Source organism: Aquimarina discodermiae (assembly GCF_040786235.1).
Classification (GTDB): domain Bacteria; phylum Bacteroidota; class Bacteroidia; order Flavobacteriales; family Flavobacteriaceae; genus Aquimarina.
Genome location: NZ_JBFMKP010000003.1, coordinates 191,488 through 210,860 on the forward strand (window position 1 = coordinate 191,488; position 19,373 = coordinate 210,860).

Annotated in this window: 24 protein-coding genes and 2 tRNA genes; 17 read left to right on the plus strand and 9 right to left on the minus strand. The window is 31.2% G+C overall.

Features of this window, described 5'->3' with window-relative positions; all coding sequences use genetic code 11:
- The first annotated feature begins 2 nt into the window (after nucleotides 1-2).
- The 3 genes from ABW636_RS02800 (at nucleotide 3) to ABW636_RS02810 (ending at nucleotide 1,754) form a co-directional block, all read left to right on the plus strand.
- A complete protein-coding gene (locus ABW636_RS02800; protein ID WP_367588432.1) occupies nucleotides 3-761 on the plus strand; it encodes a hypothetical protein in 759 nt (252 codons plus the stop codon).
- The gene (locus tag ABW636_RS02805; RefSeq protein WP_367588433.1) at nucleotides 762-1,166 is read left to right on the plus strand and encodes a hypothetical protein; all 405 of its coding nucleotides are present in this window, start codon (nucleotides 762-764) and stop codon (nucleotides 1,164-1,166) included.
- A gap of 117 nt (nucleotides 1,167-1,283) precedes the next feature.
- Complete coding sequence (locus ABW636_RS02810) at nucleotides 1,284-1,754, plus strand: FKBP-type peptidyl-prolyl cis-trans isomerase (protein WP_367588434.1); 471 nt, start codon at nucleotides 1,284-1,286, stop codon at nucleotides 1,752-1,754.
- A 101-nt stretch (nucleotides 1,755-1,855) separates the two neighbouring features.
- Here the strand turns inward: ABW636_RS02810 and ABW636_RS02815 are convergent, their stop codons facing one another.
- Nucleotides 1,856-2,539 (minus strand): tyrosine-type recombinase/integrase, encoded by a 684-nt coding sequence (locus ABW636_RS02815; protein WP_367588435.1) that lies wholly within the window; start codon nucleotides 2,537-2,539, stop codon nucleotides 1,856-1,858.
- Here ABW636_RS02815 and ABW636_RS02820 point away from each other — a divergent pair.
- Entirely contained in the window at nucleotides 2,527-2,910 is a 384-nt protein-coding gene (locus ABW636_RS02820) for a hypothetical protein (RefSeq protein ID WP_367588436.1), read from the plus strand. The two genes, ABW636_RS02815 and ABW636_RS02820, sit on opposite strands and share 13 nt — an antisense overlap.
- 82 nt (nucleotides 2,911-2,992) lie before the next feature.
- Entirely contained in the window at nucleotides 2,993-3,988 is a 996-nt protein-coding gene (locus ABW636_RS02825) for a hypothetical protein (protein WP_367588437.1), read from the plus strand.
- A gap of 68 nt (nucleotides 3,989-4,056) precedes the next feature.
- Here the strand turns inward: ABW636_RS02825 and ABW636_RS02830 are convergent, their stop codons facing one another.
- The 3 genes from ABW636_RS02830 to ABW636_RS02840 all read right to left on the minus strand — a co-directional run bounded on the left by ABW636_RS02830 (nucleotide 4,057) and on the right by ABW636_RS02840 (nucleotide 5,570).
- Nucleotides 4,057-4,875 (minus strand): tyrosine-type recombinase/integrase, encoded by an 819-nt coding sequence (locus ABW636_RS02830; RefSeq protein ID WP_367588438.1) that lies wholly within the window; start codon nucleotides 4,873-4,875, stop codon nucleotides 4,057-4,059.
- Between the two features lie 513 nt (nucleotides 4,876-5,388).
- A tRNA-Pro gene (locus tag ABW636_RS02835) sits at nucleotides 5,389-5,463 on the minus strand.
- Between the two features lie 23 nt (nucleotides 5,464-5,486).
- A tRNA-Ser gene (locus tag ABW636_RS02840) sits at nucleotides 5,487-5,570 on the minus strand.
- A 275-nt stretch (nucleotides 5,571-5,845) separates the two neighbouring features.
- On the opposite strand from ABW636_RS02840, the gene ABW636_RS02845 reads away from it, so the two are divergent.
- Both ABW636_RS02845 and ABW636_RS02850 read left to right on the plus strand, forming a co-directional pair.
- On the plus strand, nucleotides 5,846-7,444 hold the full coding sequence (locus ABW636_RS02845) for a hypothetical protein (protein ID WP_367588439.1): 1,599 nt from the start codon (nucleotides 5,846-5,848) through the stop codon (nucleotides 7,442-7,444).
- Between the two features lie 11 nt (nucleotides 7,445-7,455).
- Entirely contained in the window at nucleotides 7,456-7,926 is a 471-nt protein-coding gene (locus tag ABW636_RS02850; RefSeq protein WP_367588440.1) for a hypothetical protein, read from the plus strand.
- Nucleotides 7,927-7,940: 14 nt separating this feature from the next.
- On the opposite strand, the gene ABW636_RS02855 is transcribed toward ABW636_RS02850, so the two are convergent.
- The 4 genes from ABW636_RS02855 to ABW636_RS02870 form a co-directional block, all read right to left on the minus strand.
- The gene (locus ABW636_RS02855; RefSeq protein ID WP_367588441.1) at nucleotides 7,941-9,125 is read right to left on the minus strand and encodes a THUMP-like domain-containing protein; all 1,185 of its coding nucleotides are present in this window, start codon (nucleotides 9,123-9,125) and stop codon (nucleotides 7,941-7,943) included.
- A gap of 61 nt (nucleotides 9,126-9,186) precedes the next feature.
- Nucleotides 9,187-10,275, minus strand: coding sequence for an AI-2E family transporter (locus ABW636_RS02860; protein WP_367588442.1), 1,089 nt, complete (start codon nucleotides 10,273-10,275; stop codon nucleotides 9,187-9,189).
- A gap of 100 nt (nucleotides 10,276-10,375) precedes the next feature.
- Nucleotides 10,376-10,897, minus strand: a complete 522-nt coding sequence (locus ABW636_RS02865) for a TrmH family RNA methyltransferase (protein WP_367588443.1) — start codon at nucleotides 10,895-10,897, stop codon at nucleotides 10,376-10,378.
- Complete coding sequence (locus tag ABW636_RS02870; protein ID WP_367588444.1) at nucleotides 10,897-11,541, minus strand: DUF4159 domain-containing protein; 645 nt, start codon at nucleotides 11,539-11,541, stop codon at nucleotides 10,897-10,899. The genes ABW636_RS02865 and ABW636_RS02870 overlap by 1 nt, the downstream gene beginning before the upstream one ends.
- Before the next feature lie 44 nt (nucleotides 11,542-11,585).
- On the opposite strand from ABW636_RS02870, the gene ABW636_RS02875 reads away from it, so the two are divergent.
- The 4 genes from ABW636_RS02875 to ABW636_RS02890 all read left to right on the plus strand — a co-directional run bounded on the left by ABW636_RS02875 (nucleotide 11,586) and on the right by ABW636_RS02890 (nucleotide 15,322).
- A complete protein-coding gene (locus ABW636_RS02875) occupies nucleotides 11,586-12,305 on the plus strand; it encodes a DUF1223 domain-containing protein (protein ID WP_367588445.1) in 720 nt (239 codons plus the stop codon).
- Between the two features lie 121 nt (nucleotides 12,306-12,426).
- On the plus strand, nucleotides 12,427-13,356 hold the full coding sequence (locus ABW636_RS02880; protein WP_367588446.1) for a heparin lyase I family protein: 930 nt from the start codon (nucleotides 12,427-12,429) through the stop codon (nucleotides 13,354-13,356).
- A gap of 278 nt (nucleotides 13,357-13,634) precedes the next feature.
- Nucleotides 13,635-13,904 carry a M23 family metallopeptidase gene (locus ABW636_RS02885; RefSeq protein ID WP_367588447.1) on the plus strand — a complete coding sequence of 90 codons (270 nt, stop codon included), beginning with the start codon at nucleotides 13,635-13,637 and terminating at the stop codon, nucleotides 13,902-13,904.
- 275 nt (nucleotides 13,905-14,179) lie between these two features.
- Nucleotides 14,180-15,322 carry a proline and serine-rich protein 1 family protein gene (locus ABW636_RS02890; protein WP_367588448.1) on the plus strand — a complete coding sequence of 381 codons (1,143 nt, stop codon included), beginning with the start codon at nucleotides 14,180-14,182 and terminating at the stop codon, nucleotides 15,320-15,322.
- A gap of 422 nt (nucleotides 15,323-15,744) precedes the next feature.
- Here the strand turns inward: ABW636_RS02890 and ABW636_RS02895 are convergent, their stop codons facing one another.
- Nucleotides 15,745-15,969 carry a hypothetical protein gene (locus tag ABW636_RS02895; protein WP_367588449.1) on the minus strand — a complete coding sequence of 75 codons (225 nt, stop codon included), beginning with the start codon at nucleotides 15,967-15,969 and terminating at the stop codon, nucleotides 15,745-15,747.
- A gap of 342 nt (nucleotides 15,970-16,311) precedes the next feature.
- On the opposite strand from ABW636_RS02895, the gene ABW636_RS02900 reads away from it, so the two are divergent.
- From ABW636_RS02900 to ABW636_RS02925, 6 genes are all read left to right on the plus strand, one after another.
- Nucleotides 16,312-16,716: a hypothetical protein gene (locus ABW636_RS02900; protein WP_367588450.1), complete on the plus strand. Its 405-nt coding sequence runs from the start codon at nucleotides 16,312-16,314 to the stop codon at nucleotides 16,714-16,716.
- Nucleotides 16,717-16,754: 38 nt separating this feature from the next.
- Complete coding sequence (locus ABW636_RS02905) at nucleotides 16,755-17,207, plus strand: GNAT family N-acetyltransferase (RefSeq protein WP_367588451.1); 453 nt, start codon at nucleotides 16,755-16,757, stop codon at nucleotides 17,205-17,207.
- A gap of 9 nt (nucleotides 17,208-17,216) precedes the next feature.
- A complete protein-coding gene (locus ABW636_RS02910) occupies nucleotides 17,217-17,654 on the plus strand; it encodes a GNAT family N-acetyltransferase (protein ID WP_367588452.1) in 438 nt (145 codons plus the stop codon).
- Between the two features lie 184 nt (nucleotides 17,655-17,838).
- The gene (locus ABW636_RS02915; RefSeq protein WP_367588453.1) at nucleotides 17,839-18,189 is read left to right on the plus strand and encodes a VOC family protein; all 351 of its coding nucleotides are present in this window, start codon (nucleotides 17,839-17,841) and stop codon (nucleotides 18,187-18,189) included.
- A 47-nt stretch (nucleotides 18,190-18,236) separates the two neighbouring features.
- Entirely contained in the window at nucleotides 18,237-18,614 is a 378-nt protein-coding gene (locus ABW636_RS02920) for a VOC family protein (protein WP_367588454.1), read from the plus strand.
- A 31-nt stretch (nucleotides 18,615-18,645) separates the two neighbouring features.
- A complete protein-coding gene (locus ABW636_RS02925) occupies nucleotides 18,646-19,248 on the plus strand; it encodes a short chain dehydrogenase (protein ID WP_367588455.1) in 603 nt (200 codons plus the stop codon).
- The last annotated feature ends 125 nt before the right edge of the window (nucleotides 19,249-19,373 follow it).

The window sequence follows — 19,373 nt, forward strand, 5'->3', positions numbered from 1 at the left end:
ACATGAATAAAGATATTATTGAATATAGATGTTCCATACCAGTAAACATGTTTACTGGTATGGAGTTTCATGATTTTTTTCTGAGAAATTTGTGGTTTACTCCCTCTAGTTTTCATGGTAGAGGGATAACTCATGGTGTTAAACCTTTCAGAAAAAAATTCATTGATGATATAAAAAGGCAAAAAGAAAATATCAGTTTTACCATTTGGGACAAGAATACTGATCAAGAATTTTCGATAGTCGTCCCTGTAAATAAACACACACATCAAGGTATGTTTTTTAGATTTGATGTAGCGAAATATGATAAAGTTTATTCACTTATTGAAAAATATGTTTTAAACAAAATCATTGTTGGTTATGCACATCAATATTATGATAGATATCTGCAATCTGCTAATAATGCTACTGCATATCGCGTCAAAAAGATGGAACCTCCAAGGCATAAACTAATTAAGAATCATATTGGATTGCTTGAAAATATAGATATTAGCCATAACCCAGGAAGAATAGATATGGTTTCTAGTATGTGGTTAACTTCTACATGGCGTATGTGGTTTGGAAAAGAATTTTATAAAGAAGTAACCAAAGAAAAACTTAAAAGCTTCTCACTAGCTCATGAAATAAAAGAGTTAGATAATGATGTATTGTTTATAGAGTTATATAACGATCCTTTTGGAGCAGATTTACCAGAAAACCGTAAGATTCAGCAAGCTTTCAGAGATCATATTAAAATGGAAGAACTCATTAAAAAACTCAAATAAATGGGCTACGAATTAAATATAATAAGAGAAACTGACTCACCGATTCAACTACAGGAATGGATTAAGTATATTAATAACGATTCTGAATTGGAAGCTATTGATATTTCAGAAGAAAAAAAATCAATAGAGGGAACTAATATGCAACTGCCATTGGGTAACGCAGCATTATTTAAAAATCAAAATACTGTATTTACGTTCTCAATAGACTATAACATGATTAGTGTTACTAACCCTAATCAAGAGACTATCGATAAAATGATTCAAATAGCAAATACGTTAGGAGCTATTGTACAGGGAGAAGAAGGTGAGCTTTACAACAGCCTATCTAATCCAAAAAAATATGAGCAATTCGAATTTGTTGGTATTAAAAAACCTAAGAAATGGTTTGAATTCTGGAGAAATTAATATAGTCAATACATTGTATATAATTTTTCAGAAATGATATGGTATATGTTAATAATAAATTAAGCCTTTGTTTTTTATTATTCGATGGAATGGTAGAAGCATATAAAAAATAAAATAATGACAAAAAAAATAATTTTACTCTTATGTGTTTTAGTAATTAGCTATGCATGTAAATCAGATGATGATATCAATCAATCGGAAATAGATCAGAATATAATATCCAAGTATTTAAAGGATAACAATCTTGAAGCAATTAAAACAGAATCAGGATTACATTATATAATACATGAAAAAGGGGAAGGAAAGGCTCCAACTAAGAACTCGATAATTAAATTTAATTCAAGAGTTTTAGGTACTAATGGTATTGTTTATTCTGATTATTTGCCAGAAGGACAAGAGGTGAATGTAGAATTAGACTATTTACTTTTAGGACTTGTTGAAGGTTATTTGTTGCTTAAAGAAGGTGGTTCTGCTACGCTAATTGCTCCATCACATCTAGCCTATAAAGATTCTCCACCAGACACACTTACTGAGTTAAAAAATCAAGTAGTTATTTTTGAAATAAAACTTATTGAGGTGATTGATTGATGGAGTATATTTAATTATACGCCTTGATATTTAGAGTAAAGATGTAAATAGATAAACCCGTCGATTTCGACGGGTTTTGTTTTCTGTAAAAGTTACAATTATTATATCTCCGGCAACATAGACACTGCATTTTCATCTTCAAGAAGTCCCAACGATTTTAGATATCGTTCTGTAGTGGTAACTGTTGTATGCCTACACATTTTTTGTATTTTTCTAATGTCTTTTTCTGCTTTATACCAATTTACAGCAGCGGTATGCTTAAAGCCGTATAGTGTATAATCGGGGTCTTTATCAAAACCAAAATGTTGTTTTACTTTTAAAAAGTGTTTAGTCATATAGTTTTTACCTATTTGTAGGGTAGAGGGTTTTTTACTTCCACTAAAAACATAACAATCTTTATCATATTCAGCCAGATTCATTTTATCGATAATTTTTCTAAGCCCAGAAGCTATAGGAACAATATCACATCTTTTACCTTTACTAGATTCTACCCATACCCGTATTACATTTTCTTTTAAATCGATATCGCCTACTTTTAAATCTCTTAGTTCCCCTGGTCGCAAAAATGAATAATAGATAAAAGAGATGATATCCCACAAATAGGGATCATTCTCTAAAATCCATTCTTTCATGTCTGCAATTTCTTCGTTGGTATAAGGTTTATTTTTTGTGCCGTAATTTGTTGGTAATCCGTCAATCTTATCAAAAGGATTATTCTCTTTTTTTGGGGGCAGATTGTAGAAGCTTTGAATTTGCGCAGCCTCCAGGTGCATTGCAAAAAGCATGCGCTGTAAAAGACTTTAATAACAATTTTTATACAGCTGGTATTAGGTCTAATGGGAGTCCCTATGCAGGTTCAATCAGCGTACCTGTAGATATTGTATATTTTACTATGCCTACATGGATGACTAATGGCCAAGCATCTAATCTTACTGCGGAAGCGGTTACCGCGGCAATAAAAGCAGCCGATATATATTTTTTTAGAAACCCGGACATTACAGAGTTTCAGTTAGCAGATTTTTTTAGAGATGCGATTAAGGTTGAATTAGCAATTGTTGGAGGAACAATTACTAATGTTGAACCTTTTCCAATACCAAGTCCTGCTCCATATATTACTAGTGTTTTAGGGATAAGTAATCCATTCGATTGTGATTGACAAAAAGTTTTTTTAATTTGGGACAATGAAAAGTTTTTTAACTATATTTTTTATATCAACTCTTAATCTAAATACTTGTTTTGTGGATAATTTAAAGTTTGAAGAACTGTTAAGAAAAGATCTTTCTATTGTCGAAGAAACGGTGAGTAGTGATTTCAGAAAGAGTAGTTATAAACAAATTGAAACTTCCTTATATTTTAGTCAAAATTTTAATATGGATTTTTACGGTATGTACTCACACGCTCTTTCTGTAGAAACGGATAAGAATGATACTGTTGAGGAAATTACAATCCATTTTGGGAAAGTTATTAATCGTCAATTTTATGATTTGTTTGTTGAGAAATACGGAGAACCAATTCATATATATGTATTATCAGATTTAAAGGTAGTAAGTAAAATAGACTCTCAGGAAAGTAATGACCCTTTTCACCAAAATTTGACAAAACGAGAAGGAGATTTAATAAAAGGAACTTTTGACGATAAACCATTATTTATGATTTGGGAAAAAGATGACTTTTACATTCAAGCATTTATGCGATATGAACAAAACATAAGTGAAATAACATTTAGTGTAGATAGTCCTCGTTTTATAATAAAAAAGATAAAAATGAATACTATGAATAAACTAAAACTTAGCTTATCATTTTTATTGCTTTTTTCAGCTCTTATGTATTCTCAGAGTAAAAAGGATAAAAAGAGTGAAATTGTTAAATCTTTTTTTGAAGATGTATTTATAAATAATAAATCTCAAGAAGAATTATTTACCGAGTATGCGGATAAAAAAGGTAATGGTAATAGTAAGTCAAAAGATTCTATTGCCGATATGTTTAACAAATGCGTTTTGCAATTAAAGGCTGATAGAGGGCATTTGATTAATAAAAGTGTAAAGTTTAATGTAAATAGATTTAATAATTGTTCTAAATCTGATACAAAGGATTTTGGAGAAGTAGATAAGAATGTGTTTGTAGTAAGTGTGAATGACGAAATTGAATGTTATGTTTTAATGAAAAGATCGAAGATTCTAGCGTTTCATCATGTCACTAAGGGGGAAAAAGGACCTTCTTATTTTGTATATTAATAAACATGTTATTAAATATAAAACCCCGTCGATTTCGACGGGGTTTATTTTTGTACAGTCTATAGAATTTATATCTCTGGTAACATAGATACTGCATTTTCATCTTCTAATAACCCTAACGATTTTAGATATCGCTCTGTAGTGGTTACGGTGGTATGTCTACACATTTTTTGTATTTTTCGAATGTCTTTTTCTGCTTTGTACCAATTTACAGCAGCGGTATGTTTAAAGCCGTATAATGTATAATCTGGGTCTTTATCAAAACCAAAATGTTGTTTTACTTTTAAAAAGTGTTTAGTCATATAGTTTTTACCTATTTGTAGGGTAGAGGGTTTTTTACTTCCACTAAAAACATAACAATCTTTATCATATTCAGCCAGATTCATTTTATCGATAATTTTTCTAAGCCCAGAAGCTATAGGAACAATATCACATCTTTTACCTTTACTAGATTCTACCCATACCCGTATTACATTTTCTTTTAAATCGATATCGCCTACTTTTAAATCTCTTAGTTCCCCTGGTCGCAAAAATGAATAATAGATAAAAGAGATAATATCCCATAAATAGGGGTCATTCTCCAAAATCCATTCTTTCATATCTGCAATTTCTTCGTTGGTATAAGGTTTATTTTTTGTACCGTAATTTGTAGGTAATTCGTCAATCTTATCAAAAGGATTGTTCTCTTTACTTATCCAATCTTGTTTGATACAATCACTATAAAAAGCACTTAAAACACCTATCTTGTTATTATGTGTTTTAGATTCGTTTTTAAGCTCGGTAAGGATATACATTTGATAGTGTTGTAATACATGAAAATTAATGTCCTGTATCAATGTAATTGGTGGTTCTTGTATTGCTGCACCCCAGTTAATAAAGCTTTGCATTTCTTTTCTAAAGGTATCAATGCCGTTTCCTTTATACTTTTTAGCTTCTCTTAGAGTGATAATCTTATGTACAGCCTTTTGAATCTCTACAGGGGCTAATTTTCCCTTTTCTTTGGCTTTGGCAAGTTGTTTTGCTTCTTCTATCTTTTTAGACTTGTTAGGGTCAATATGATATCCTTTTTTGAGTAGCTCGTTTAGTTGCTTTTTTTGATCTTGTAAATAGGCTTCCTTTTCTGCTTTGATAGTATATTCTTTTGGGACATAAAGCCTTTTTCTCGCTAAATCATTTTTTTTGCTTATCCCAAACGTAGAATTTAATGTAATCTCCGTTTTTGGCTTTTGATCTTACAATTGTTGCTTTTTTAAACTTAGTCATGTTTTGAAATTCCTCCTTGCAAACAAGGTTAAAAGTTTCAATTATTCCATTATTTACTGACGTCGTAACTGACGTGACTGCCTCCCTTAAACCAGTAAAACCTTCATTGTCAACTAACAATGAAGGTTTTATACTTGTCGGGGTGGCAGGATTCGAACCTGCGACCTCCGCGTCCCAAACGCGGCGCGATAACCGGGCTACGCTACACCCCGAACTCTTAAAAAAGAATAATTAGCGGAGAGACTGGGATTCGAACCCAGGCAACACTTACGCGTTGACAGATTAGCAATCTGCTCCATTACCACTCTGGCACCTCTCCTGAAAAATTATTTTAAGAACGTCGCATTATTGTTTCAAATGCGGATGCAAATGTAGCTTTTATCAACCTACAATGCAACATTTTTTTACCATAATTTTGTAATTATTTTATCGTTTTTATTAATGACTTGAAAATCAGTTTTTTCTTTTGTAATAAAATGGCTCGAATTTTGCCAAAAATGATATAAAAACCAATAAAAACCTTAAGTTCATCTTTTATATATTTGTAACAAGTGATCGAAAGCCTAAATTTTAAAGATTAATAAAACCTATTTAATGATGCGTATTCAATACCTTTTTATTCTTACCCTGTTTGTTTCATGTTTTACATTTGCTCAAAAACCCATACTATTAAAAGATTTTGATTTTAAGGTTGGAGAAAAGTACAAACGTATAAAAAGTGTAAATACATATTATGTAGCTGATGGTAATCGTTTTGTTTCGATTAAAAAAGGAAGAAAATCGATGACTATACAACGTTACTCTTTAGACAACCTAAAAGAAGACCTAAAAAGACGCCAGGTAGTAGAGGATAAAGGAGATTTCCAGACGATCATGAAACTAGGAAATAAAGCGGTAGCATTTTATACCATTAAAGACAGAGCTTATGCTCAAAAAATTTCGTTGACAGGAAATATTGTAGAGAAACCGGTTCAATTGATAAATGATAAAGAAAATATTAACCGGGATTTTGGTTTTAAAAGTACCTATGGGTTTGATGCAGGAGGTAGGATTAACAAATTCGCCTTTAAAAAATCTATGGATGGAAAGTCTTTATTAGTATTATTTCGAATACAAACAGCTGCAAACAAAGCAGACAAGATAGGAATTGCTGTATATAGTGATGCACTTAACTTGCAATGGAGAAGAAAAGTTACCCTACCGTATCCATCTGATAAAATAAGAAATGAAGACTTTATGATTGATAACTTTGGTAATTTTTATATGACGGCTTCTATTTTTAATACTGCATCGGTAGACAAAAATAAGCTAGAAGAAACGTATAGAACAGAGGTGTTCAAAATTACAGAAACGGGTACAGAGGTTATTAAAAGTAAAATAGAGATTCCAGGAAAATCAATTACAGATGCGGTTATTGAAGCCGATGATTTGGGTAATGTTAATGTTTCTGGTTTTTATGCTAATTCTAGTAATAAAGAAGAAGTTTCTGGCGTTTTTTCTGCAGCCTTAAACGATGATGGTACCATGAATGCGGTATTAAGTTGTGATATTCCTTCGATAACAATACAAGATTTTATTGTTAAAAGAGAGTCTCGTATCAAAGAGGGAACACAAAAAGAAGATGATAAAAAGGATTTTGAAAATATTATGGTAAATGATATCGTATATAATGTAGATGGTAGTGTGGTGCTATTTGGTGAACAACGCTATGTAGAATCATTTACAACTTCTAGCTCTTCTGGTTCACGAACAACATATAAATATTATTATCGGGATATCGTTGTGCTAAAACTAACCCAACAAAATCAAATTGCCTGGATACACAAGCTTCCAAAAAACCAGATGGGAGTGAATAGCAAACGAAGTATGTCATATCTTAATTTTAAAAATGACGGAAAACATTACCTGTTTTTTATGGATGATTTTACCAACTTAAAAAGATCTTTCGATGAAGCACCAACCAGATATTTTGACGGTAAAAAAGAATTTATTTATTTAACTTCATATGTAATTGATAATGCTACAGGAGAAGTATCAAAAGAACCAATTCTTACAGGTAGTGATGTTAGAAACTCCAGATTAGATGTTGTAGAACTTACTAAATCTGCACGATTGGCTAATAAAGATATTGTTTTGGAAGTATATGATGGTAAAAAGAACAATGTTTTACTAAAAATATCTTTGGCTAAATAACATTATAGAAGATGAAAATTTTACTAATCGTTTTTACCTTATTCTTTTCGAACGGAAATAGTATTCAAATTGAAGAAATAAGAGATTCTTATAAAACTTGTAATCAATCTGAAGAAAAAGCAACGCAGTTTTTTGAATTGACAGAAAAAGCGTTGCATAATAAAGGCGCTGTTTATAAAGGATATCATGGGGCAGCACTGGCTCTAAAAGCTTCTTTTGCATGGAACCCTATTAAGAAATTATCTAACTTTAATAAGGCAAAAAAAATGATAGATGAAGCCATTTTTCTCGAGCCAGAAAATGTAGAGCTTCGAATGATAAGATTGAGTATACAATCCAATGCTCCTAAAATAGCAGGGTACTATAAAAACATAGAAGAAGATAAAAAAGTAATGTTGGGTTCTGTAACAAAAATTACAGACGAAGGATTAAAAGAATATATAGAGAACTTTATTGCATATTCGAATGCATTTAGCGAATAAACTTCGTAATTTCCTTAAACGACTTTTTTACACAGAATAATGATCTTTTTTGCATTGCAATCGGTCGTAAAAAAAAGATATTGATCTCCTCCTTCTTTAATCTTAAATTTCTTTCTTATAATAGCAACACTTTCGGGAAAATTACGAGTGGTAATATTTGCTTTAGCAATACCTACTTTTGATAATGCCTTTTTTTGATAGGGAAAAGTAGCTTCTATTTTAAATTTTCTTCCCGGAAAATCGATAAGGTTTTCAGAAGTATATAAATGAGAATTGATGTGCAGCTTTTTTAATTGATATGCGTTTGCAATACTTAAAAACCCACCACTTTTTAAAATAGCCGAATTAGGTTCATAAAGATATTGTTGCGGAGTAGCGTAGTGTACTTCCTGTAGTACTTCTTTGGCATGAATAAATGAAAACTCCTGATCTTCTTTTTTTTGAAGGTTAATTGTTACAATAGTAGTGTCACCTACAAAATCTTTTTCAAGAATCCATACTAACTCTTTTACTTCATTATTTACAGCCACTACATGTATTTCCTTTACATTTTTAAGTGCTTTTAGTCCTATGCGAAGATCTAGTAAAGGAGATGTTTTAAGCAGGATATTTTTACTTTTACTAAAAAATAAATCTAAGTTATTGGGAACATCAGGAAGACAGTCTTCTAGAAAAAAGACTTTTCCCTTACTCTCATGTCTTCGGGATGGATCTACATAAATCCAATCTAAATCTGGTCGTTGCTTCAAAAATTTTAAACTATCACCAGAAATTGTAGCAATATTGTGTTGTTGTAAGGCTTTAAAATTATGCGTAGCAATCTTACTAAGCGTTTCATTAAGTTCGCAATGAATCACTTTTTTGATGCGTTTAGCAAAGTAATAATCATCAATTCCAAAACCGCCGGTCAGATCTAATAAATAATCTCCAGAAACAAGGTTGCTTTTATACAAGGCGGTAGTTTCAGAAGAAGTTTGCTCTAGATTAAGGTTAGGGGGGTAGTAAATTTCATTACAAGAATACCAGGTAGGTAGTTTTGTTTTAGCTTTTCGTTTTCCTTGTATTTGTTGTGCCAGTTCTTGTATAGAAATATCATGAAATGGAGAACCGCTTAAAATTAGATTGGTTAAATCTATATGTGGTTTAGATTTTTCTAAAATAAATTCCTGTATGTCGGTATGAAAAACTTTAGTATTCAATGGTGATAATTCAACAAAATTAGAAAACAAGGGTTCGTTAAGTTATTGGTATATGGTGGTTTTATAAATCTTTGGTAAGTGTCTTAACAATCTTATATTCAGATAAAAACTCTTGTGCTATTACTTTTATTGCAGTATAAGAGGGTACTGCGACGATTAGACCACCAATACCAAATAAAGACCCAAAAATTAGGATCGCCAAAAATATTTCTAAAGGATGTGATTTAACGCTATTTCCAAAAATTAAGGGTTGATTTAAGAAATTATCAATTAGCTGAATAATAAGATAACCAATTAGAATATATGACAATTTTGGTAGGATAACGGTTTGAAAATCAAATCCTAAATTACTCGTAGTAGCAAGGGTAACTACCAAAATCCCTCCGATTAGAGGACCAACATAAGGGATAAGATTAAAAATAGCGGCTATTAGAGCTACAGCTATTGCATTATGTACTCCAAATATTAATAATAAAATGGTGTATAAGATAAATAAGATGAAAACTTGCAATAATAAGCCCACAAAATAGCGAGATAACAAGTCTTTTATTTTTGAGAAAGCTCTCATAAATTTATTTTCATCTTCTTTTTTTGCAAATACAAGCAAACTATTTTCAAGCAGTAAGCTGTCCTTTAATAAAAAGAAAGAGATAAACAATACAGAAAAGGCACCAATCAGAACGGCCCCAAAACCGCTTAGAAAAGAATTGATGATATCTGGAATAATTTTTAAATCAAGGAACTGCATCAGGTCACTTTGCTTAACCAATTCAACAAGGTTTAGTTTTTCTACGTTAAAATAATTACTAACTTCTTGATTTAATCGATCAAAATCATCTCCTACTTTGTTGATATCTATCTCACCTATTAATTGTCCTTGTTCACTAATAATAGGGACAAAAAGCATAAAAATACTAGAAAACAGCGTGAGTGTAATAATAAGCGTTACCAGGACTGCCAGTGTATTTTTGAATTTCAGTCTTTTTTTGAGAAAAGATACCAGGGGTCTTCCCATTAATGAAATTACAGCAGCAAAAGCGATATAAATTAATACGCTTTGTATTTTATATAAAAACCATAGTAATCCAAGAACGCCAGCAATAATTGCAATTGCTCTTAAAATACCGTATGCTATTGTTTTAGAATTCATATTTTTTGGTTTCAAAATTTTAAAGTTACAAAGTTACAAAGTTATAGAGGAGTAAAGCCCTTATTTTAGTGTACCAAGAAAAGTAAATAAGTAGACTTTATCAATTAGTATGCTGATCCAATCGTTTTGTAATTTCATATAACGCAATTCCAGTGGCAGTAGCAACATTCATGCTACTATTAGTACCAAACATGTTAATATGTAAACTTTCTTTGGCTATTGCAAGTGCATTTGTAGAAACCCCAAAATTTTCTTCACCAATAATTAATGCTATTTTTTCCTGGTCGACAGGCATATACTTTTCGACAGGAATACTGGTATCTGTAATTTCTAATGCCAATAGAGTATACCCTTCGTTTTTCAAAAAGGAAAGGGTATCCATAAGGTTATCTTTTTGTTGATAGGGTATGGTGTGATGTGTAGACCTAGCGGTACGCTGCATACGTTTACTAATTACAGTAATATTTTCTCCACAAAAATAAATTTGTTCTACCCCAAAACTATCAGCAATTCTAAATAAGCTTCCTATATTGGCAGGTGAGTTAACCCGATCACAAACAAGTGTTACAGGAAACTTCTTTTTTATAAACCGATTAGCTTCGTGATGTAATTGTGCAGCCATTAATTTTCAAAAGCGTATTTAATAATATTTGCTCCCATTTTTAGAGCTTTAATACGTACATCCTGAGGATCGTTGTGTACTTCGGGGTTTTCCCAACCATCACCCAGGTCACTCTCGAAGGTAAATAGTAAAACCAATCGATTTTCGTGTATGATACCTAATGCCAGAGGTCTATTACCATCATGTTCATGTATTTTAGGCAATCCTTTTGGAAAATTATATTGAGACGAAAATATAGGATGAGTAGTAGGTAACTCTACCAATTCTTTATCAGGAAAAACTTTTATAAGTTCTTTTTTTAAGTAAGGTTCCATTCCGTAATTATCATCGATATGAAGAAAACCACCGCTTAACATATAATCTCTTAAGTTCCTTGCATCTGTATCAGAAAAAAATACATTGCCATGTCCTGTCATATGAATGTAAGGGTACTGAAACAAGTCAACACTTTCTGGTTGTACCGTTTTAGGTTTTGCACTTATATTGGTCTGTATATTTTGATTACAGAAGGCAATTAGGTTGGGTAAAGCAGTTGGGTTACTATACCAATCTCCTCCTCCTTTATAGTGTAAAATGGCAATATCCTGACCATAAATAAATGTCGTCATCAAAAAAATGAAGAGAAAGCCTGTAAGTTTGGTCATAATAATCGTCTAAAATAAAGCCTAAAAGTACTAAAATTATAAAGATGATGCGCAAGCTTTTATTACCAATACTGTTAATCGTTTCGATATCTACATTCGCACAGAAAAAAAATGAATCGGCTGTTGTTTTAGAATTGTTTACATCACAAGGATGTAGTAGTTGTCCATCGGCAGATAAATTATTGGATGTCATAAAAAAGGAGTACACATCAGAAAATATTTTTGTACTATCATATCATGTAGATTATTGGAATCGATTAGGATGGAAAGATCCTTTTAGTTTATCGGCATATAGTGATTATCAAAGAGAGTATGCTTATAAATTTAATAGTCGCTCTTTATATACTCCACAATTGGTAGTGAATGGGAATATACATTTTACAGGTTCAGACAGAAATAGAGCTGTACAATCGATACAGACCTACAAAAAACAACCATCACTAGCTGTTATTTCTCTAACTAATGGACAAAGGAAAAAATCAGAGATACAATTCGACTATAAAGTAATAGGAAAAAGGTTTGATAGAATAACATTGACATTAGTGGTGTCAGAACGTGATACAAAAGTATCGAGAGGAGAAAACCGAAGTAGAATCTTAAAAAACAGCAATATAGTAGCCAATCGTATTGTTAAAAGAGAAGATTCAGGATCGGTATCAATTCAAATTCCTGAATGGGTTTCAGAAAAAGATGAACTTTCTATTATTGCTTACACTCAAAATAACAAACTAGGAACAACAGGGGCGAGTAAAATTCACTTATAATATAAATCAATCCCTACATTTCTTTCCTGTATAGTTCTAGGATAGCGCTACTTTGTTGATACATATGTAGTTGTTTTATTTTATGTATATTTATTATCATAGAACGAAACATATGTACATAATGTCGGTATACAAACTAAATAGTATTCTATTGCTTACTGTTTTTTTTATTTTAAATAGTTGTGGTAATGATGATAAAGAGGATATTACTAACGAACCTCAAGCGGTTTATACACCATTAATTAGTTACAACATGAAGGATGGTGTTTTGGGAGATGGTTTTTTAAATTGGTTTGAGAGTGAGTACGATGCTACTCATTTTGTATCAGAAGGAAAGAGTATAAAAATATCGACTAGGCCTAGTACTAGTTTACCGATTTGTTCTGGAGATCATTTTTTTGCGGGTAGGACTACGTTAGATACTAAACTTCAAATTCCACAAGGAAAAACGCTATGGTATAGAGTCATGCATTACATTCCAAGTACATTTAGTTTTGGTTATAAATATGGTGGAGTATTAGGAGATGAAGTAGATGCAGAGGCTTGTAATCAATTTGCAGATGGTAACACTTGGCTTAAATGGATGGTTGTGTCACCTACTTCTGGAGGTCGAGTTTACTTACAACCATCAGAGAATCGAAGAAATATTACACATGCAGTGAATCAGATAAGATTGATAACAGGCACCGACAATGATTTCCTTGATATAGAAGCGGTTTTTCCCAAAGATCAATGGTTTGCTTTGCAAATTGCGGTTAAGGTATCTAATGGATCAGATGGATTTGTACGAGCCTGGATTGACGATACGTTTTTAGGAGAAAAGAAAGGCCCAACTTTTCCTGAGGAAGCATCCATTATGGATTGGGGAATTGGAGATTACTGGAATGGTGTTCCCTGGACCGATGGAGAGGCAGGAAGAACAGCATTTTGGATAGATGAGATTATTCTTGCTACAGATATAGAAGGTTATGGTGCTCCTACAACATTGGATAAAGGAGGAAGACCCTATATCAACGCCAGCGCAAGGGTAAAAGATTTTAATTCAAAGTAAATTAGGTATTTTACAGGTTTATCATAAATTTAGATTTTAAATGAATTGTTTTAGGTTTTTACTACTATTTTTCAGTAGGTATTTAGGAAACTAAAGGTTTTGGTTTTCTGATAGATAAATCTAATGCACAGCGCTACTATAGTGCAAAAATAGTTGGAAAAAATAATCATTTGGGTAATGATTGGAATTCTGTTAAAGGAGGAAACTCTGATCTAGGAGATCCGATTTATGCTATAGCAAATGGATATGTGAATTTTGCTTGGGATATAGACTGAGGTTTGGGAAACGTAATAAGAATTTGGCATCAAGTAGATGATAAAACTATAGTCGAATCTCTCTATGCACATTGTGATAAAATTTTGATAAAAGAAGAACGTTTTGTTAAACAAGGAGAAAAAATAGGAACCATTGGAAACGCAGGAGGGATCTATTTGGCACATTTACATTTTGAAATTAGGGATTCTTTATTTTTACCCATACGGAAAGGATACTCAGTTTTTACAGAGGGATATCTAAATCCTACCTTGTTTATAAAGTCCCATCGATAAATAATGTTCTTTTTGACAGAGAATTTTAGTTAATACCTTAAACAAGATTTGATATATTTTTGGGGGTATCGTAATAAGATAGCTTTATTTTGAAACATTAGTTTTGAAAAGAAAAATATGCTCGTACCAACTAATAAATTTTGAAAATTAATATAAAACCTTTAAGTAAAGTGTTGATTGTTTGAATTTTTATTTGTTTGATAGTTAATTTGTTAAGTCTTTGTTTGATTTGTTTAAATTTTAATAAATTTGATTCCATTTCTAAATAAAAACAAATGATTAAAAAATACCTACTTAGTACAATTTCTATTTGGTTTTTGATAACTAATAGTAATGCTCAGGAAGCAACTTATTACTTACCAAAAGCAATTAGAACCGATCATACGATACTTACTTTTGAAAAAGTAAAGTCAACTTCTTCAAAATACTTTATTAATTATAAAGCAGAAAATCTAGGAGATGGAGTTTTGGTTATTGATAGGTCCAAGGTAAGCTTGGTTCAGGATGGAGGAGAAATGCGCCCACTTTCTAAAGAATATGTTTTAAAGCCAGGAGAAGAGAAAACCATTTATAATGATTTTAGAATTAAAGCTCCTATAAAAGCAAATGCTGATCAATTAGATTTAACACTTTATGGGATTCGATATGCCATGGGTAATGGTAAATCGCTTGAAGGAGATAAATTAGTTCTGAAATCTGGAGCAACTCAGACCATAGGTGACTTCAGTATTAAACTGATGGAGTATAATGTATATAGCGACCGTGTTTTTGCTGAGATAAAATGCACCTATAACGGTGGACAAAAAAGGTTAGGTAAAATTGACCTCAAGAAAATCACTATAGAAGGAGGAAAGGCCGAAATTGTGAAAAAAGGTGATGTTGTTTTTAATGGTAAATCCTATACGTTTGCGGTTAATATAACACCAGAAGATTCAAAATTTACCGTAGATTGGACTGGAGTGTTTCAGGTACTCAACCTGGTTGATGTAAACATAAAACCGATCAAAATTAAGAGCGCTGCATTTAAAGAAAAAGAGAAAAAGAAGGAGAAAGAAAAATCTCAGGATACCCCTAAAAAAGAAAAAGGAACCGCTACCAAACCAAAATCAGAAAAAGAGCCATGTGCATTGTCTTACAATGAATTTACAGAATTAAAAAATGATCTAAAGAAAGAGGTTGATAGTGGAGGAAAACCAATCCCAATGGCTAATGAATATCTATTAGTAAAAGGTTGTTTAAATACCGCTCAGGTTGTTGAGCTTATGGGACAATTTAATTTGGATAGTCCAAGATTGGAGTTTGCAAAAATGGCATATCAATTTACATCAGATAAGCATAAATATCATCTGGCGGTAGGAAAATTAGCCTACAATAAGAATAAAGAAGCACTAGAAGATTTTCTAGGACAGCAAAAGTAGTTTCATACCAGGTATATTTACTTTTCTAAAAATAAAAATCCCACTCTATTTCTAGTAAGAAGCAGGGCGGGATTTTTTTATAATTTCCTTGAAAAAACTAGGGTGATTGTCCCTTATACAAGTTTATAGATATAGAATCATAATATATTTAATAGTTTCATAATAAATAAGAAAGCACTTTTGGTAATTGATTTACAAAATGTTTCTTTAATAATGTCCTATTGCAGAAGCTAAATTGAAAGAATATATCAACTATCAAAAAGTTAAATGTTTTTACCTTGCTTACGCTCTATCAACTATCAAAGCATCATAAATTATATATCTGAAAATTCTTCCAAAGGATAACTCTGGAAGAATTAAAATAGATTAAAATAGATTAAAATAGATTAAAATTTAGTAAGTTAGTAGGCTATTCAAACTATTTAAGGGCGAAACGGAGTACCGTCACCATACGCATCCTCACAACGTGCAAGACAAGATTCTAAATCACTCCCAGAATGCCCATTTCTATCTGCACTAAAACATCCTTGATTACAACTATTTAGTGCATAATTTTGTTGATGATTTCTATTAAAAAATCCTCCTTTAATGGATCCTTGTTCCTTTTTGCTTATTGTGTTTCCTAAATTTAAAATTGTTTCTTTCATTTTTAAAGGTTTTAATTGTTATTCATTAATTTATCAAAGCACTTAGATAAGCACAAACATAAACACATATATATCTATTAATTAAATAATTAAAGTCTAAATTCTAGAATCTCTACCGATATTCTAGAATTTCGATATACTAGTTCTGATGTATTTTTTCCCTTTCTCTCAACTCTTATGTCTATAATTAAATGTTATTATTACACGAAAAAAACGTATTAAGATATTTGTAAGCGTCTGGTTATTATTGATTAAAAGTGTATTGAGATAAATTACACTTTATATAGTTAATTTAAGTTTTAATAAAACTACCATAAAAAAAGAGTATCTTATACCTTAAATATGCCTAAAAGAATTCATTATAAAAAGCTTTTTTTAATTGATGGTGTAGGAGCATTGTTATCTACATTAATGCTTGGCGTTGTTTTGGTGAATTTTAATGACTTTTTTGGAATGCCTAAATATATATTATATTATTTGGCTGGTATTGCAGGTGTTTTTTCTATCTACTCATTTACCTGTTTTTTTAGAAAAATAAAAAAATGGCGATTGTATTTAATCTTTATAGCTACTGCAAATTTGCTGTATGGCTTTCTTACTTTAGGTCTGGTTATTTATTTGAATCAAAAGCTAACTCTTTTTGGTAAAACATACTTTGTTATAGAATTAATTGTGTTATTAATTTTAGTTAGAATGGAGTTTAAAACAGCTACTTATCGAATAAAAAAAAGAAGAAAGAAAAGATAATATCTCGAAATATTTTATTAATACCAAATACATAAAGAATGGGTATATATGAAATCTCAGAAAGGAAAGAGTTTTTAGAGGATGCGATAAATTATTTTTGGAATTGTTGGGGTAATGAATCAAATTTTAAGTTTTATAAAGATTGTATTGTAAACTCTTTAGACAATAAAAAGAAACTTCCAAAATTTTATATTGTTGTCGAAAACCATAAGATAATAGGGTCCTATGCATTACTGGTTAATGACATTATAAGCAGACAGGATTTAATGCCCTGGTTTGCGTGTTTATATGTAAATGAAGAAATGCGAAACAAAAAAATAGCCGAGAAATTATTACAACATGCTATCGATCAGGCAAAAGAAAAAGGGTACAATAATTTGTATTTAAGTTCTGACTTAGAAGGTTTTTATGAAAAAAAGGGTTGGAATTATTTTTGTAATGGATACAATGTTTTTGGAGAGTCTTTCAAAATTTATAAAAAAAGAACTTAAATATATTAAATGTTAGAGGAACTAACCATCACGTCTTGTAAAAAGGAAAATATTAAAACAATTGTGGATGGGATCAACACCTATAATTTGCATAAGGTCCCAGCCTTAGCCGAGTTATGGACACCGCTAGAATTTGTGGCAATAGATAAAAATGGTACCGAGGTGGGCGGAATATTATCTGGTATTGGATATTGGAACGGTCTGGAAATTAAGATTCTTTGGGTAAAAGAAAACTTTAGAAATAAAGGATTGGGAACAAGACTTTTACGACATGTAGAATCAATTGCCAAAAATAAAGGAGCGACCATATCTATACTAGATACTTTTGATTTTCAGGCAGAAAACTTTTATGTAAAAAATGGATATATAGAAATTGGTAAAATAGATAATTTTCCAGAAGGACATAAAAGAATATATTTCTCTAAAAGATTAGATGATATAGAATAGAACAACGAATCAAAAAATGAGATATAGACAAGAGTTCATCTTGTTAAATATCATTGTAAAACTTAGTAAGGTAGCGAGTTTGTAAATAACAGACTTGTCATCTAATTATTTTTAGGGTATTTTAAAACGTCTAATGACAAAGCCGTAAATTTGAAATGGCATCTAATGATATAAATTTTTTATAATGAGCAATATTGTAAATAATCACATCAATTATGTAGAGTTTAAAGCGAAAAACCTCGATCAAATAAAAGAGTTTTATTCTAAAACTTTTGGATGGGTTTTTACAGATTATGGTTCCACTTATACTGCTTTTTCAGAAAGTGGGATAGAAGGAGGCTTTGAAAAAACAGAAGAAACAATTACGAATGGGGCCTTGGTTGTTCTTTACCATAAAAATTTGGAAATTATAAAAAGTGTAATTATTGAACATGGAGGAAAAATATCGATAGATATTTTTTCTTTTCCCGGAGGTAGTAGATTTCATTTTGTCGACCCGTCAGGAAATGAACTCTCGGTATGGTCAGATCAATAAAAAAACGATAACATTAAAGACTAGTTTAGAATATTAATACTATAAAAATGAAAAACGCAATCAATTGGTTTGAAATCCCTGCAACAGATTTCGATAGAGCAAAAAAGTTTTATGAAGAGGTACTTCAGGCACAAATGCATACCATGAAAATGGAAGAAACGGGTGCTCAATGGGCATTTTTTCCTTTTGAAATGGAAAACTCTGGAATAGGAGGCGGAATTGTGGAAGGACAAGGATATGAGCCTAGTCAAGTAGGATCATTAATATACTTAAATGCTGGAGATGACTTATCTGAACCATTATCTAGAGTAGAAAAGGCGGGAGGAAAAATAGTACTTCCCAAAACTGCTATAGGGCCTAATGGATTTATGGCTCATTTTTTAGATACAGAAGGAAATAAAGTCGCGTTTCATTCTATGAAATAAGAAGTCATCATTGAATATTTAATATATAATTATGAAAATACTTGTCATAGGAGGGAATGGTACTATAGGAAAAAAAGTAGTGTCATATCTTAAAGAAAAACATGAAATAATTGTAGCGGGACGAACACAAGGAGATGTAATTGTTGATATAGCAAATAGTATTTCTATTCAGTCCATGTTTGATAAAATAGGAGAGCTGGATGCTGTTGTTTGTATTGCAGGCGAAGCCAAGTGGGATACTTTTGATTCATTAACAGAAGAGGACTATTATATTGGTTTAAAAAGCAAATTAATGGGACAAGTCAATTTGGTTAGAATTGGTAAGAATTATGTAAAAAACAGAGGTTCAATTACCCTTTCTACTGGTATTTTGGCAGATGACCCTGTAATTAAAACAACAAGTGCAGCCATGGTTAATGGAGCGATCCATAGTTTTGTAAGAGCTGTAGATTTAGAAATAGAAAATGAAATTAGAGTAAATGTTGTTTCGCTGGGGATGGTAGCAGATGCGTATGAGAAATATAAAGATTATTTCCCTGGTCATAATCCGGTTTCTATGAATAAGGCAATCAATGCTTATGTACGCAGTATAGAAGGAAAGGGTAGAGGCGAAATTATTAGAATCTATGAATAAGGTTGTCTAGCCGATATTGTGTACTTAAATTTTATTAAAAAGTGGACTCACAATAAGTTAAGTTGGTGAATAGATTATATTATACCTATTTTTGAGAAAACTATACTTTTTTATTGGCATTACAA

Bases quoted from the DNA above. Each gene is read 5' to 3' on its own strand.
- ABW636_RS02800 (WP_367588432.1), top strand. From the start codon at position 3: ATGAATAAAGATATTATTGAATATAGATGTTCCATACCAGTAAACATG.
- ABW636_RS02805 (WP_367588433.1), top strand. From the start codon at position 762: ATGGGCTACGAATTAAATATAATAAGAGAAACTGACTCACCGATTCAA.
- ABW636_RS02810 (WP_367588434.1), top strand. From the start codon at position 1,284: ATGACAAAAAAAATAATTTTACTCTTATGTGTTTTAGTAATTAGCTAT.
- ABW636_RS02815 (WP_367588435.1), bottom strand. From the start codon at position 2,539: ATGCTTTTTGCAATGCACCTGGAGGCTGCGCAAATTCAAAGCTTCTAC.
- ABW636_RS02830 (WP_367588438.1), bottom strand. From the start codon at position 4,875: ATGCAAAGCTTTATTAACTGGGGTGCAGCAATACAAGAACCACCAATT.
- ABW636_RS02845 (WP_367588439.1), top strand. From the start codon at position 5,846: ATGATGCGTATTCAATACCTTTTTATTCTTACCCTGTTTGTTTCATGT.
- ABW636_RS02850 (WP_367588440.1), top strand. From the start codon at position 7,456: ATGAAAATTTTACTAATCGTTTTTACCTTATTCTTTTCGAACGGAAAT.
- ABW636_RS02860 (WP_367588442.1), bottom strand. From the start codon at position 10,275: ATGAATTCTAAAACAATAGCATACGGTATTTTAAGAGCAATTGCAATT.
- ABW636_RS02865 (WP_367588443.1), bottom strand. From the start codon at position 10,897: ATGGCTGCACAATTACATCACGAAGCTAATCGGTTTATAAAAAAGAAG.
- ABW636_RS02870 (WP_367588444.1), bottom strand. From the start codon at position 11,541: ATGACCAAACTTACAGGCTTTCTCTTCATTTTTTTGATGACGACATTT.
- ABW636_RS02875 (WP_367588445.1), top strand. From the start codon at position 11,586: ATGATGCGCAAGCTTTTATTACCAATACTGTTAATCGTTTCGATATCT.
- ABW636_RS02880 (WP_367588446.1), top strand. From the start codon at position 12,427: ATGTCGGTATACAAACTAAATAGTATTCTATTGCTTACTGTTTTTTTT.
- ABW636_RS02890 (WP_367588448.1), top strand. From the start codon at position 14,180: ATGATTAAAAAATACCTACTTAGTACAATTTCTATTTGGTTTTTGATA.
- ABW636_RS02895 (WP_367588449.1), bottom strand. From the start codon at position 15,969: ATGAAAGAAACAATTTTAAATTTAGGAAACACAATAAGCAAAAAGGAA.
- ABW636_RS02900 (WP_367588450.1), top strand. From the start codon at position 16,312: ATGCCTAAAAGAATTCATTATAAAAAGCTTTTTTTAATTGATGGTGTA.
- ABW636_RS02905 (WP_367588451.1), top strand. From the start codon at position 16,755: ATGGGTATATATGAAATCTCAGAAAGGAAAGAGTTTTTAGAGGATGCG.
- ABW636_RS02910 (WP_367588452.1), top strand. From the start codon at position 17,217: ATGTTAGAGGAACTAACCATCACGTCTTGTAAAAAGGAAAATATTAAA.
- ABW636_RS02915 (WP_367588453.1), top strand. From the start codon at position 17,839: ATGAGCAATATTGTAAATAATCACATCAATTATGTAGAGTTTAAAGCG.
- ABW636_RS02920 (WP_367588454.1), top strand. From the start codon at position 18,237: ATGAAAAACGCAATCAATTGGTTTGAAATCCCTGCAACAGATTTCGAT.
- ABW636_RS02925 (WP_367588455.1), top strand. From the start codon at position 18,646: ATGAAAATACTTGTCATAGGAGGGAATGGTACTATAGGAAAAAAAGTA.